Raw genomic sequence first — 12903 nt, 5'->3', positions numbered from 1 at the left:
GGTCTTGAGGCGTCAGCCGGAGGTGGCTTCCGCCTTGGCCGGGCCGGTCATCTGCACGGGTTCCGTGCCCGGAGAGCTGTGCCGTGCCGCCCAGTTCTCCAATGCCGTGCGGCAGGCGTGGTCCAGGTGGTGCAGGCCGGAGAGATCCAGTTCGACGGGCCGGTCCTGGGGGAGTTCCTCAAGGCTGTCGAGGATCTTCGGCAGTCGCAGGAAGGTCGCGTTCCCCGACAGATACGCCTGGACGGGGCCCGCTCCCTTGTCGATGACCTCCAGGTTGATGTGCGAGGCGTCCCAGGCCGTCTTGGCCACGGAGAGCGCCAGGCCGATCAGGACTCCTTCGAACATGTTCACCGTGACGATGGCCACGGCGGTCGCCACCAGGATGAGTGCCTCGCCCCGGTGACCACGCCAGAGCGTCGCGATGGTGCGCAGCGGAATCAGTTTCCAGCCCGCGTGGACGAGGATCCCGGCCAGGGCCGGCAGCGGGATGAGCGCGAGGGCCGACGGCAGCAGCGCCGCGAAGAGCAGCAGCCACACGCCGTGCAGGACCCGTGACGCCTTGGTCTTCGCTCCCGCCTGGACGTTGGCGGAGCTGCGTACGATGACCGCGGTCATCGGCAGCGCGCCCAGCAGCCCGCACACGGTGTTTCCGGTGCCCTGGGCCATCAGTTCCTTGTCGTACTGCGTGCGCGGCCCGTCGTGGAGCCGGTCCACGGCCGCCGCGCTGAACAGGCTCTCGGCGGAGGCGATCAGAGTGAAGGCCAGCACCGTCCCGATCATGCTCACGCTCGCGAGCGCGCCGAGCGCGTCGAGCCCGGGCAGCTGGATCGCACCGAGAAGACCCTGGACCTCGACGGCGGCGACCGGCAGGCTGAACACGAACGAGGCGAGCGTGGCCAGGGCGACTGCGGCGAGGGCGCCCGGTACCGCCCTCACCCGCTCGGGCATGCGCTTCCACAGCACCATCACCGCGATGGTGCCTGTACCGACCGCGAGGGACGCGAGCGCCTCGGTGTCGCCGGCGGCCTCCACGAGAGCCTCGGGGAGGCCCGCTATCTTGCCCAGGCCGGATGCCGGGGCCTCCATGCCCGCAGCCGCGTAGAGCTGGCCCGCGATGAGCACGAGCCCGATGCCGGCGAGCATGCCCTCGACGACCGAGACCGAGATGGCCCGGAACCAGCGCCCCAGCTTCAGGGCACCCATGGCGAGCTGTAGCAGCCCGGCGGCCAGCACGATCGCTCCGAGTGCGGCGATGCCGAAGGTCTGGACGGCTTCGAAGACCAGCACGGTCAGTCCGGCGGCCGGCCCCGACACCTGAAGGCTGCTGCCACGCATGAAGCCCGTGACGATACCGCCCACGATGCCGGTGATCAGCCCCAGCTCGGCCGGCACGCCGGAGGCCACGGCGACACCCACGCACAGGGGCAGCGCGACGAGGAAGACGACGATCGAGGCGGTGAAATCCTGCCGCAGATGGGGAAACGTGGCGCGGCGGTCCATGTCGGCCCTCACAGCGTCTGGAAGGTGTCGGAGGCCGCGTCGTGCGTCAGCACGGTTCCCGTGTGCACCTCGTAGAACCAGCCGTGCAGCCGCAGTTGTCCGTCGGCCAGGCCCTTGTCGACGCACGGGTAGGAGCGCAGCCGCAGCAACTGTGTCAGCACGTGGTTCTTCACGGCTTCGGCCACGGCGGGGTCCGACACCGCGCCCTCCGGGCGGGAACTCGAGTGTGCGAGCCAGTCGCGCACGGCGGGTACGGCGGTCAGGTCGTCACCGCGCACCAGGGCGCCGACGGCGCCGCAGTGCGAGTGGCCGCAGACGATGATGTCCGAGACCCCGAGGACCTCCACCGCGTACTCCACGGTGGCCGCCTCGCTCGTGGGCTGTCCCGAGGCGTACGGGGGGACGATGTTTCCGGCGGTCCGCAGTTCGAAGAGTTCACCGGGGCGGGCGCCGGTGATGAGGGTGGGGACGACCCGGGAGTCCGAGCAGGTGATGAACAGGACCTGCGGGGACTGCCCTTGGGCCAGCCGGGCGAACTCCTCAGGACGCTCCGTGGACCGCTCGCGGAAGGATCGGGCGTGATCGATGAGGGGTTGCATACCAGTTGTTCCTCCTGGCGCGCACGTGAGGGCGCGTCGGCGTACGTACGAGAACGGGGGTGCTGCGAGCACGGCGGCATGACCGCACGTCGCCGCTCCTGCGATGCGGAGCGTGCGGGAGAGGTCTGTGCCGGGCCGGGGACCGGCTCAGCAGCGGAACACCTGAAGTGCGGCAGGCGAATGCGAGGCCGAGGATCTCGGCATGGCGTACGCGTGGGCCGGAGCGACGGGCGCCGCGACCGGGGGCCGGCCTGCGGTGTCACCCGTCACGAAGCAGCGCGAGAGTGTCTCGGAGGTGGACTGGACCGCGACGCGGTGCCGGTCGCGGGTGCGCAGCGAGCCGTTCGACTCCCCGCCCTCGGTCGGGAGACCGCACGGGGTGTACTCCTGCCCGGTCGGCGTCGCGTCCTGGGTCCGAGGGCCGACGGTGTGCGTGGCCGGAGGACCGGAGGAGAACTCCTGGACGCCGTGGGCGGACGCGCCGGACGGGGCGGGGGCCGGGAATTGCACCGCCAGCAGAATTGCGGCAAGGATCGAGAGGATGATTCGGGCAGTCGCATCTCGCATCCTGCACATCCTCCCGTACGTCGTTCACCCGTGCCGAAGACATTAACAGGAGCATATTCCTGCCCGGTTAACTGGCTGTGAAGGATGTGGGGACCGAGTATGAAAAAGGTGAAATTCGCCGCGTCGAAAACATAATGAACGAAAAGGAATACGCCGGCTCACCTCGTGTATCGAGCCTCGGGACAGGCGAGAAGTTGCCCGGGGGTAGTGGTGGAGACCAGGTCGTCACGGGTGTCGTTCACCCTCGGGCCTTCTTCTGTTCGTTCCGCTCCTCTGTCCGAATAGGTGTGGCTGAAATGCGTGCGTACGCTGCGAGTGGCACCGGGCATTCGGGGATCGAGGGCTTTCCCTCACTGTTACCGAATGGGCGGGGAGCTGTTTCCGGATAGGGTGAGGGTGCTTTTCGGACACGCGCGACGGTGCGCTGTGTGTGGCATTTCCGTCTGCCGGGATGCGCTTCGCGGACGCCGTCAGCGTGCAGGCCCGGTGACTTCCTGGGTGCCGACGACGGCGAGCAGACCGAGGAGATCGGCGCTGTCGGTGCCGACTGCGGGCGTGAACCAGAGCAGCCTCTGCCGGCCGTCCTCGCTGAACAGATTGAGGCAGTTGACCTCGACCAGGCCGAGTGCGGGGTGGTCGAGACGTTTGCGGTCGTCGCGCCGGAACGCCACGTCGTGGTCGGCCCACAGGGCGGCGAATTCAGGGGAGATCGCGAGCAGCGAGCTGATCATCCCACCGGCTTCGGTGTCTTTGGCATCTCGCCTGGCGGCGGCTGCCCGAAGGTCGGCGACGAAGGCCCGGGACTGCTGCTCGTGGTCGGCTTCGGGGTACATCCGCCGGGCGTCGGGTTCGGTGAACCACCGGTGGACGAAGCTGGCCCGAGCACCTCGGAAGCCTGACTGGTCCCCGAGCAGCGCCACCGCCAGCGGGTTCTGTACGAGGGTGACGTGCAGGTCGGTGATGACCTGGGCGGGTGTCGACGTCAGGCGGGTGAGCAGGTCGAGCATGCCGGGGTGGACGTGCGAGGCCGCTCCGCCGTGTGCGGGCAGCGCGCGGTCGGCCAGGTGGTAGAGGTGGTCGCGCTCGTCAGCGGTCAGGCGCAGTGCCCTCGCCAGCGCGGCGATCATCTGCTCGGAGGGCTGAGAACCGGCGCCGCGTTCGAGTTCGTTGTAGTAGTCCACCGAGGCTCCGGCGAGCTGGGCGACTTCGTCGCGGCGCAGCCCTGGCACCCGGCGGCGAGGCCCGTGGGGGAGCCCCACGTCGGCCGGGCGGATGCGTGCACGCCGGGAACGCAGGAAGGCCCCCAGCTCGGTGTATCTCGCAGAACCCATGTCTGTCATTCTGCGTCCGGCCGGGCCGGCGACACAGGGGATGGCATCCCCTGGTTACGCCGGCCGGTGCCGCGCACAGTGGAGGACATGACTACGAACCACTCCACGACCCCTTCCCCTCCGGCCGCCGCGCGTGTCGCCGTCGTCACCGGCGGATCACGCGGCATCGGCCGGGCGGTCTCCCTCGAGCTCGCCCGGAACGGCCTGGCCGTCGTGGTGAACTACGCCCATGGCGCGGCCGCCGCCGAGGAAACGGTGACGGCGATCACCGCCACCGGCGGGCGGGCCGTCCCCGTGCGGGCGGACGTCGCGGACGAACAGGCGGTCGGCGCACTGTTCGACCGGGCGGAGCGGGAGTTCGGCGGCGTGGACGTAGTGGTGAACTGCGCCGGCCGACTCGCGCTGTCGCCCATCGCCGACCTCGACCTGGCGGTGCTCGACGCCGTGCACCGCACCAACATCCGCGGCACCTTCGTCGTCGCCCAGCAGGCCGCCCGGCGCCTGCGCGCGGGTGGCTCGTTCGTGGGGTTCTCGACGTCCGTGGTCGGCACCAGCTTCCCCGCTTACGGTGCGTACGCGGCGAGCAAGGCAGCCGTCGAGTCGCTCACGCTGATCCTCGCCCGCGAGCTGCGCGGGCGGGACATCACCGTCAACACCGTCGCCCCCGGCCCCACGGCCACGGACCTGTTCCTCGAAGGCAAGACCGCTGAGCAGATCGACCAGCTCGCCAGGACTCCCCCTCTGGAGCGACTGGGCACCCCGCAGGACATCGCCCAGGTGGTCGCCTTCCTCACCGGCCCGGCAGGGCGCTGGGTGAACGGCCAGGTCCTGCGAGCCAACGGGGGCATGGTGTGACGACGCGGCCCGACGTCCAGGTGGTCGCGCCCCAGGTCACCCATACCGGCCTCTGACCACGCATGGCACCGGCCGGGAAACGACCCCGGGGTCAGATACCCCCGGCCACACGCTTCCGCATCACTGAGGTACCCACTCGAGGAGGAACACCCATGCCTTTCGCCCACTTCAAGGTCCCCGCAGGCACCGTCACCGCCGAGGACAAGAAGAAGATCGTCGAGCGCACCACCGATCTGTACGCGGAGATCTACGGTGAGCGGGCCCGCCCCACCACCGTCGTGCTGGTCGACGAGGTCACCGACGGCGGCTGGGGCGTCGGCGGCGACGTCCTGACCGCTGCCGTGCTCAACGGCGACGCCTGACCTCCACCCTCTGTGAAGACGCCCGGCGCCACGGCGCCGGGCGTCTTCACGTCCGCGACCAGCGGAGTGCCTGGTCACGATCACGTCTCGGACCAGGGGTGGGGGGTTGTTTTCAGCCGTGGAATCGATTCCAATCTCTCGTGTAATCGATTCCACGGCTCGTTCCGCTGGTTTCGAGGCGCACGGAAACCACAAGGAGGTGGTCCGGAAATGGCGAGCATCAAGGATGTCGCGGCCCAGGCAGGAGTCTCTGTCGCCACGGTCTCCCGCGTCCTGAACAGCCATCCCTCCGTCAGCCCGGACGCACGCGGGCGCGTCCTCGCCGCCGTCGACGCCCTCGGCTACCGGCCCAACGCCGTGGCCCGATCGCTGCGCACCGATCAGACGAGCACCCTCGGCCTCGTCATCAGCGACGTACTCAACCCGTACTTCACCGCGCTGGCCCGCTCCGTCGAGGAGGAGGCCCGTGCGCTCGGCTACAGCGTGATCATCGGCAACGCCGACGAGCGGCCCGAACAGCAGGACCACCACGTCCGTACGCTCCTGGACCGCAGGATCGACGGGCTGCTGGTCTCGCCCGCCGACGGCGGTTCCCCGCTGCTGCTGGACGTCGCGCGCACCGGAACGCCGATGGTCTTCGTCGACCGCTGGATTCCCGGGGTGGACATTCCCGTCGTGCGGGCGGACGGCCACCGGGCCATCCAGGACCTGGTCGCCCATCTGTACGCGCTCGGCCACCGCCGGCTCGCCATCATCGCCGGCCCCGCGGCCACCACCACGGGTAACGAGCGTGTCGAGGCGTTCCGGGAAGCGATGCGGGCCCACGGACTCGCCCTGCCCGACGCCTACATCGGGCAGGGGGACTTCCAGGCCGACAGCGGGCGGCGCGCCACCGAGCACTTCCTGTCGCTCCCCGACCCGCCCGAGATCGTGTTCGCCGCCGACAACCTCATGGCGCTCGGCGCCCTGGACGCCATCCGCGCCCGCGGCCTGCGCGTTCCGGAGGACATCGGGATCGCGGCGTTCGACGACATCCCGTGGTTCCTCCACACCGGTCCGCCGATCACCGCGATCGCCCAGCCGACCGGCGAACTCGGCCGCGCCGCCGTACGCGCGCTGGTCGACATCGTCGAGGGCCGCCCTCCGCAGTCCGTCACCCTGCCCGCCACCCTCGTCGTACGCGGTTCCTGCGGCGAGCGCACCTCCGCCCCCGGGAGCAACCAGTGAGCGAATCAGTGGAGTTGCTACGCATCGAAGGCGTACGCAAGACCTTCCCCGGTGTCGTCGCCCTGGACAGCGTCGACTTCGACCTGCGCAGCGGTGAGGTGCACGTCCTGCTCGGTGAGAACGGGGCCGGCAAGAGCACCCTCATCAAAATGCTCTCCGGCGCCTACCGTCCGGACGGCGGCCGGATCTTCGCCGGTGGCCAGGAGGTACGCATCCACGGCGCGCAGGACGCCGAGAAGCTCGGAATCGCCACGATCTACCAGGAGTTCAACCTGGTGCCCGATCTGACGGTCGCCGAGAACATCTTCCTCGGCCGTCAGCCGCGACGCTTCGGCATGATCGACCGCAGGCGCATGGAGGCCGACGCCGAAGTGCTCCTGCGCCGTGTCGGCCTGCACATCTCGCCCCGGGTCAAGGTGCGTGAACTGGGCATCGCCCGCCTGCAGATGGTCGAGATCGCGAAGGCGCTCAGCCTCGACGCGCGCGTCCTGATCATGGACGAGCCGACCGCCGTCCTCACCTCCGAGGAGGTCGACAAGCTGTTCGCGATCGTGCGGCAGCTGCGCGCCGACGGCGTCGGCATCGTCTTCATCACCCACCACCTCGACGAGATCGCGGCCCTCGGTGACCGCGTCACCGTCCTGCGCGACGGCCGCAGCATCGACCAGGTTCCCGCCTCGACACCCGAGGCGGAGCTCGTCCAGCTGATGGTGGGACGCAGCATCGACCAGCAGTACCCACGCGAACGCCCGGAAACGGGGGAGCCGTTGCTCTCCGTCCGGGGGCTCACCCGCGACGGGGTGTTCCACGACATCAGCTTCGACGTGAAGGCCGGTGAGGTCGTCGGCCTCGCCGGGCTCGTCGGAGCGGGCCGCACCGAGGTCGCCCGCGCCGTGTTCGGTGCCGACCCCTACGACGCCGGCGCCGTCGACGTACGCGGTCAGCGCCTGGGCAAGCACGACGTGACCGCCGCGATGGGCGCCGGCATCGGGCTCGTCCCGGAGGACCGCAAGGGCCAGGGCCTCCTGCTCGACGCCTCGGTGCAGGAGAACCTCGGTCTGGTCACCCTCCGCTCGGCGACCCGCGCCGGAATCGTCGACGTCCAGGGACAGCGCACCGCCGCCGCGCGCATCGCCGAGCAGCTCGGTGTGCGGATGGCGGGCCTCGGCCAGCACGTCCGCACCCTGTCCGGCGGCAACCAGCAGAAGGTCGTCATCGGCAAGTGGCTCCTGGCGGACACCCGGGTGCTGATCCTCGACGAACCGACGCGTGGCATCGACGTCGGAGCCAAGGTCGAGATCTACCAGCTCATCAACGAGCTGACGGCCTCCGGGCACGCCGTCCTGATGATCTCCAGCGACCTGCCAGAGGTCCTCGGCATGAGTGACCGGGTCCTGGTCATGGCCCAGGGCCGCATCGCTGGAGAACTCCCCGCCCACGAAGCCACCCAGGACGCGGTGATGGCACTCGCCGTCAGCGCCGCCCCCGTAACAGCACCCGCCGCGAACGCAGAGCACGCGGAGAACGCAGAGGAGAGCCCCCGTGGCCACTGACACGCATCCGAGCAAGGCGGGCGCGAGCGGCGCCGGTCACAGCCTCCGCCGCCTGCTGCTCGACAACGGCGCACTCAGCGCGCTGGTCGTCCTCCTGGTGGCGATGTCGCTGCTCTCCGGCGACTTCCTCACCACCCAGAACCTGCTCAACGTCGGCGTCCAGGCGGCGGTCACCGCGATCCTCGCGTTCGGCGTCACCTTCGTCATCGTCTCGGCGGGCATCGACCTCTCGGTCGGCTCCGTCGCCGCGCTCTCCGCGACCGTCCTGGCCTGGACGGCGACCTCCGAAGGCGTCCCGGTCTGGCTCGCGGTCATCCTCGCCGTCGCCACCGGCATCGCCTGCGGCTTCGTCAGCGGCGCCCTCGTCGCCTACGGCAAGCTGCCCTCCTTCATCGCGACGCTGGCCATGCTCTCGGTGGCCCGCGGTCTGTCCCTGGTGATCTCCCAGGGCCGGCCGATCCCGTTCCCCGAGTCCGTCTCCGTGCTCGGTGACACGCTCGGCGGCTGGCTGCCCGTCCCGGTGCTCGTGATGATCGCGATGGGCCTGATAGCGGCACTCGTCCTGGGTCGCACCTACATCGGCCGCTCGATGTACGCCATCGGCGGCAACGAGGAAGCGGCCCGGCTCTCCGGGCTGCGGGTCAAGAAGCAGAAGCTGGCCATCTACGCGCTGTCCGGTCTCTTCGCCGCCGTCGCCGGTATCGTCCTCGCCTCCCGTCTGGTCTCCGCGCAGCCGCAGGCCGCACAGGGGTACGAACTCGACGCGATCGCCGCGGTCGTCATCGGCGGCGCCAGCCTCGCGGGCGGTGTCGGCAAGGCGTCGGGCACACTGATCGGCGCACTCATCCTCGCGGTGCTGCGCAACGGTCTCAACCTCCTGTCCGTGTCCGCCTTCTGGCAGCAGGTCGTCATCGGCGTCGTCATCGCCCTCGCGGTGCTGCTGGACACACTCCGCCGCAGGGCCGGAGCCGGCGCAGCATCCGCCGGTGGCGCGTCGGCCGCGTCCGGAGGACCCGGAAAGGGCCGGAAGGGAGCGATGCAGGTCGGTGTCGCGGTGGTCTGCCTGGCCGCCGTCATCGCCGCCGTGACCTTCTTCAAGTCCGGCTCCTCAGGCACCACCACCAAGGTGGGCATGTCGCTCTCCACCCTGAACAACCCGTTCTTCGTCCAGATGAAGGAAGGCGCGCAGCAGGAGGCCGAGAAGGCCGGTGTCGACCTCACCGTCACCGACGCCCAGAACGACGCCTCGCAACAGGCCAACCAGCTGGAGAACTTCACCAGTTCCGGGGTGGACTCCGTCATCGTCAACCCGGTGGACTCCGACGCGGTCGGCCCCGGTGTCAGGGGCGCCAACAAGGCCGACATCCCGGTGGTCGCCGCCGACCGCGGCGTCAACAAGGCCGAGACCGCGACGCTCGTCGCCTCCGACAACGTCGCCGGCGGCAAGCTCGCCGCGAAGACGCTCGCCGACCGGCTCGGCGGCAAGGGCAGCATCATCGTGCTGCAGGGCACCGCGGGGACCTCCGCCAGCCGCGAGCGCGGTGCGGGCTTCGCCGCGGGCATCAAGGCGTACCCGGACATCAAGGTCGTGGCGACCCAGCCGGCCGACTTCGACCGCACCAAGGGCCTGGACGTCATGACCAACCTGCTCCAGTCCCACCCGGGCGTCACCGGTGTCTTCGCCGAGAACGACGAGATGGCGCTCGGCGCCGTCAAGGCACTGGGCAGCAAGGCCGGGAAGTCCGTGTCGGTCGTCGGCTTCGACGGAACCCCCGACGGTCTGACGGCGGTCGAGGCGGGCACCCTGTACGCCTCCGTGGCCCAGCAGCCCGGAGAACTGGGGAAGATCGCCGTACGGAACGCGGTCCGGGCGGCCGACGGCAAGAAGGTCGACAGCCTGGTGAAGGTGCCGGTCAAGGTCGTCACCCGGGAGAACGTCGCCGACTTCTCCTGATCGTTTCGCCTGAGCACGGAAGGTACTGCCAGATGTACGAACGTGAGGACTCCTCCCGGTACGACCTGCTGGTCGTCGGCTCGGCCAACGCCGACCTGGTCGTCGGGGTCGACCGCCGCCCGGGACCGGGGGAGACGGTGCTCGGTTCCGACCTCGTCGTCCACCCGGGCGGCAAGGGAGCCAACCAGGCGGTCGCCGCCGCCCGCCTCGGTGCCCGCACGGCACTGCTGGCCAGGGTCGGCGACGACGCCCACGGACTCCTGCTGCGCGCCTCGCAGCAGGAGGCGGGTGTCGACACCGGCGGAGTCCTCGTCGGCGGGGCGCCCACCGGCGTCGCCCTCATCACCGTCGACCCGTCGGGGGACAACAGCATCGTCGTCTCCCCGGGCGCCAACGCCCGGCTGACCCCCGAGGACATCAGGGCGGCGGGCCCCCTGTTCGCAGCGGCCCGCGTCGTCTCCGTACAGCTGGAGATCCCCCTGGCCACCGTCGCGGAGACGGCCCGCGCCCTGGCCCCGGGCGCGCGTCTGGTCCTCAACCCCTCCCCGCCCGCGCCGCTCCCGGACGAGGTGCTGGCCGCCTGCGACCCTCTGGTGGTCAACGAGCACGAGGCGCGTTACATCCTCGGGGACGGTGCGGGCCGCACCCCGGAGTCCTGGGCCCGTGGGCTCATCGCCCTCGGCCCGCGCTCGGTGGTGATCACCCTGGGCGCGGACGGCGCGCTGGTCTCCGACACCCGTGGTGGCGACCCCGTACACGTGCCGAGCCCCCGGGTCGACGCCGTCGACACCACCGGTGCGGGCGACGCGTTCACCGCCGCGCTCGCCTGGCGGCTCGGCCTGGGCGAGGAACTCACCGTCGCCGCCGCGTTCGCCGTACGGGTCGGCGCGGCAGCCGTCACCAAGGAGGGCGCGCAGGCGTCCTTCCCGACCGGGGAAGAGGTCTCCGCACCATGAAGAAGTCCGGCATCCTGAACCGTCATCTCGCGGGGGCCGTGGCCGAACTCGGCCATGGCGACGGCGTCCTGATCTGCGACGTGGGCATGCCCGTTCCGTCGGGACCCCGCGTGGTCGACCTGGCCTTCCGGGCGGGCGTCCCGTCGTTCGCTGAGGTCCTGGACGGCCTGCTGGAGGAACTCGTCGTGGAGGGCGCGACGGCGGCCGAGGAGATACGGGAGGCCAACCCGGAGGCCGCGCACCTCCTGACCGCCCGCCTCCCGGAGTTGACGCACGTGTCGCACGAGGAGCTGAAGGCGCTCACCGCGTCCGCCCGTCTGGTGGTACGGACGGGGGAGGCCCGTCCGTACGCGAACGTGCTGCTGAGGTGCGGCGTCTTCTTCTGACGGAGCAACCCGGCCCGGCCCGCGCTCCGGTGCGGGCCGGGCCCTCACGCGTCCGTGAGCGCGTCCACCAGCCCGGCCAGGGCCGAGGCCAGGACATCGAGACCGGGGCCGGCCGGGCCGCCCGGCTCGGTCATGTACAGGTCGCGCCGGATCTCGATCATCAGCGCGCCGACCCGCCGGTCCGTCCCGTAGTGCTTCAACGGCACGTACGTACCGGGGAAGGGGCTGTTCAGCCCCGTGCCGCCGAATCCGGAGAACGCGGCCTCCGCCAGGGCGAGAAGTTCGGGCGAGGTGTGGAAACCGTCGGTGCCCAGGCAGATCGGAGGGCGCGGACCGGTGCCGTGCAGTTCGTACGGGAGCGCGGTGGCCGGGTAGGAGTGGACGTCGATGACCACGGCGCGTCCTGTGGCGGCGAGCCGTTCGTCCACGGCCGCGGTCATCGCCCGGGCGTACGGGTGGAAGTACCGGTCGAGCAGCGGCGCGGGATCCGCACCGGGCGGGCGGAGCGGCTCTCGGTGCGTGGTGCGGGTGTAGACCGCGCCCATGCCGACGGCCAGCATCTCCTCGCGGTCGTCGGGGAAGCGCTCGGGGTCGACGACCAGCCTGGACAGGCCGTTGACGAAGCGCCAGGGGGACACCGCGGCGGACTCGGAGGCCCGGGCGGCCAGGCCGGCCGTGTGGGAGTCCGTGATGTGGTCGAGTTCGGCTTCCAGCGCCTCGTCGCCGAGCACGATGCCGTCGCGTACCTGCTCCGGGATGGCCCGTGAGGAGTGGGGGACGTGCAGCAGCACCGGCGATCCGGGGGCGCCCGGTACGAGTGCGAAGGGGTGCGGGTCAGGGCTCAACGGTCGTTCCTCGTTCGTGTGGTGGGCCGTCAGGGGTGCGTGGCGCGGCCGGCGTCCTGGCGTCCGACCCTGTCGTGGTTGTCAGGCCGCCGCGTAGTCGGCGAGGGACGGTTCCAGCAGATCGAACGCCACGGTGGCCTCCTGCTCGAGAATGACGGCGATCTCGGGGTTGCCGAGGCCCGCGAGCGTCAGCTCCTGGATGCGTCGGAACAGTACGCGGTGCACCCCGCCCAGCAGGGCTGCGGCCGTACATGCGGTGATGTCGTCGGCCGGGGTGCCCGACGCTTCGGCGAGCGCCTCGGCCAGTGCGTCCTCACGCCGGTCGTGCAGCCCCCGCAGGCAGGCCGAGAGGGTGGGGCTGTCGGCGATCATCCGGGAGAACTCGGCACCGGCGAATCCCGCCACCGGGTCCTGTGCCGCGACGGATTCCAGGAAAGCACGGCGGAGCGCGGTGAGAGCCGACTCACCGGCGGCGCGGTCGACGACCGTACGCGCCAGACTCGCGGCGAACTCGTCCTGGTGATCCAGCGCCAGGTCCTCCTTGCGCGCGAAGTAGTTGGTCACCGTCTTCTTCGCGACCCGGGCGGCGGTGGCGATCTCGGCGATCGTCGTCCGCTCGAAGCCCTGCTCGACGAAGAGTCTGGTCGCGTGGTCGGAGATCAACTGCCGTGTCTCGCGCTTCTTCGTCTCGCGGAGGCCGGTCGGCTCGGTGTCCGTCTGCTTGTCCATGCAAGGAGTTTACATTCGTCGTACTTTTATGTCGGACCG

General features: G+C 70.6%; 13 protein-coding genes. 7 read left to right on the top strand and 6 right to left on the bottom strand.

The window, feature by feature from the left end; genetic code table 11:
• Positions 1 to 12: 12 nt before the first annotated feature.
• From ACFYSH_RS25875 to ACFYSH_RS25860, 4 genes are all read right to left on the bottom strand, one after another.
• Positions 13 to 1500, bottom strand: a complete 1488-nt coding sequence (locus ACFYSH_RS25875; RefSeq protein ID WP_388755648.1) for a SulP family inorganic anion transporter — start codon at positions 1498 to 1500, stop codon at positions 13 to 15.
• A gap of 8 nt (positions 1501 to 1508) precedes the next feature.
• Positions 1509 to 2099 carry a carbonic anhydrase gene (locus tag ACFYSH_RS25870; RefSeq protein ID WP_359465782.1) on the bottom strand — a complete coding sequence of 197 codons (591 nt, stop codon included), beginning with the start codon at positions 2097 to 2099 and terminating at the stop codon, positions 1509 to 1511.
• A 147-nt stretch (positions 2100 to 2246) separates the two neighbouring features.
• Complete coding sequence (locus tag ACFYSH_RS25865) at positions 2247 to 2666, bottom strand: hypothetical protein (RefSeq protein ID WP_388755644.1); 420 nt, start codon at positions 2664 to 2666, stop codon at positions 2247 to 2249.
• A 470-nt stretch (positions 2667 to 3136) separates the two neighbouring features.
• Complete coding sequence (locus ACFYSH_RS25860; RefSeq protein WP_388755641.1) at positions 3137 to 3997, bottom strand: helix-turn-helix transcriptional regulator; 861 nt, start codon at positions 3995 to 3997, stop codon at positions 3137 to 3139.
• A gap of 87 nt (positions 3998 to 4084) precedes the next feature.
• On the opposite strand from ACFYSH_RS25860, the gene ACFYSH_RS25855 reads away from it, so the two are divergent.
• From ACFYSH_RS25855 to rbsD, 7 genes are all read left to right on the top strand, one after another.
• Positions 4085 to 4852: an SDR family oxidoreductase gene (locus ACFYSH_RS25855; protein ID WP_359465777.1), complete on the top strand. Its 768-nt coding sequence runs from the start codon at positions 4085 to 4087 to the stop codon at positions 4850 to 4852.
• Positions 4853 to 5004: 152 nt separating this feature from the next.
• On the top strand, positions 5005 to 5214 hold the full coding sequence (locus ACFYSH_RS25850; protein WP_359465775.1) for a tautomerase family protein: 210 nt from the start codon (positions 5005 to 5007) through the stop codon (positions 5212 to 5214).
• A 210-nt stretch (positions 5215 to 5424) separates the two neighbouring features.
• A complete protein-coding gene (locus tag ACFYSH_RS25845; RefSeq protein ID WP_359465773.1) occupies positions 5425 to 6441 on the top strand; it encodes a LacI family DNA-binding transcriptional regulator in 1017 nt (338 codons plus the stop codon).
• Positions 6438 to 7994 (top strand): sugar ABC transporter ATP-binding protein, encoded by a 1557-nt coding sequence (locus tag ACFYSH_RS25840; protein WP_388755637.1) that lies wholly within the window; start codon positions 6438 to 6440, stop codon positions 7992 to 7994. The genes ACFYSH_RS25845 and ACFYSH_RS25840 overlap by 4 nt, the downstream gene beginning before the upstream one ends.
• On the top strand, positions 7984 to 9948 hold the full coding sequence (locus ACFYSH_RS25835; protein ID WP_359465769.1) for a substrate-binding domain-containing protein: 1965 nt from the start codon (positions 7984 to 7986) through the stop codon (positions 9946 to 9948). The genes ACFYSH_RS25840 and ACFYSH_RS25835 overlap by 11 nt, the downstream gene beginning before the upstream one ends.
• Positions 9949 to 9980: 32 nt before the next feature.
• Entirely contained in the window at positions 9981 to 10904 is a 924-nt protein-coding gene (locus ACFYSH_RS25830; RefSeq protein WP_359465767.1) for a ribokinase, read from the top strand.
• On the top strand, positions 10901 to 11290 hold the full coding sequence (rbsD, locus tag ACFYSH_RS25825; protein ID WP_359465766.1) for a D-ribose pyranase: 390 nt from the start codon (positions 10901 to 10903) through the stop codon (positions 11288 to 11290). The genes ACFYSH_RS25830 and rbsD overlap by 4 nt, the downstream gene beginning before the upstream one ends.
• 44 nt (positions 11291 to 11334) lie before the next feature.
• Here the strand turns inward: rbsD and ACFYSH_RS25820 are convergent, their stop codons facing one another.
• The gene (locus tag ACFYSH_RS25820) at positions 11335 to 12135 is read right to left on the bottom strand and encodes an N-formylglutamate amidohydrolase (RefSeq protein WP_388755633.1); all 801 of its coding nucleotides are present in this window, start codon (positions 12133 to 12135) and stop codon (positions 11335 to 11337) included.
• A gap of 81 nt (positions 12136 to 12216) precedes the next feature.
• Positions 12217 to 12864: a TetR family transcriptional regulator gene (locus tag ACFYSH_RS25815; protein ID WP_359465764.1), complete on the bottom strand. Its 648-nt coding sequence runs from the start codon at positions 12862 to 12864 to the stop codon at positions 12217 to 12219.
• Positions 12865 to 12903 lie beyond the last annotated feature (39 nt).

Source organism: Streptomyces sp. NPDC005791 (assembly GCF_042871485.1).
Taxonomy (GTDB): Bacteria; Actinomycetota; Actinomycetes; order Streptomycetales; family Streptomycetaceae; genus Streptomyces.
Note: the sequence above shows the minus strand (reverse complement) of the source record. Positions and strands in the feature narration are given on the sequence as shown.

Coding starts and splice junctions, on each gene's coding strand:
- ACFYSH_RS25855 (WP_359465777.1), top strand. CDS start 4,085: ATGACTACGAACCACTCCACGACCCCTTCCCCTCCGGCCGCCGCGCGT.
- ACFYSH_RS25865 (WP_388755644.1), bottom strand. CDS start 2,666: ATGCGAGATGCGACTGCCCGAATCATCCTCTCGATCCTTGCCGCAATT.
- rbsD (WP_359465766.1), top strand. CDS start 10,901: ATGAAGAAGTCCGGCATCCTGAACCGTCATCTCGCGGGGGCCGTGGCC.
- ACFYSH_RS25815 (WP_359465764.1), bottom strand. CDS start 12,864: ATGGACAAGCAGACGGACACCGAGCCGACCGGCCTCCGCGAGACGAAG.
- ACFYSH_RS25845 (WP_359465773.1), top strand. CDS start 5,425: ATGGCGAGCATCAAGGATGTCGCGGCCCAGGCAGGAGTCTCTGTCGCC.
- ACFYSH_RS25870 (WP_359465782.1), bottom strand. CDS start 2,099: ATGCAACCCCTCATCGATCACGCCCGATCCTTCCGCGAGCGGTCCACG.
- ACFYSH_RS25875 (WP_388755648.1), bottom strand. CDS start 1,500: ATGGACCGCCGCGCCACGTTTCCCCATCTGCGGCAGGATTTCACCGCC.
- ACFYSH_RS25850 (WP_359465775.1), top strand. CDS start 5,005: ATGCCTTTCGCCCACTTCAAGGTCCCCGCAGGCACCGTCACCGCCGAG.
- ACFYSH_RS25860 (WP_388755641.1), bottom strand. CDS start 3,997: ATGGGTTCTGCGAGATACACCGAGCTGGGGGCCTTCCTGCGTTCCCGG.
- ACFYSH_RS25830 (WP_359465767.1), top strand. CDS start 9,981: ATGTACGAACGTGAGGACTCCTCCCGGTACGACCTGCTGGTCGTCGGC.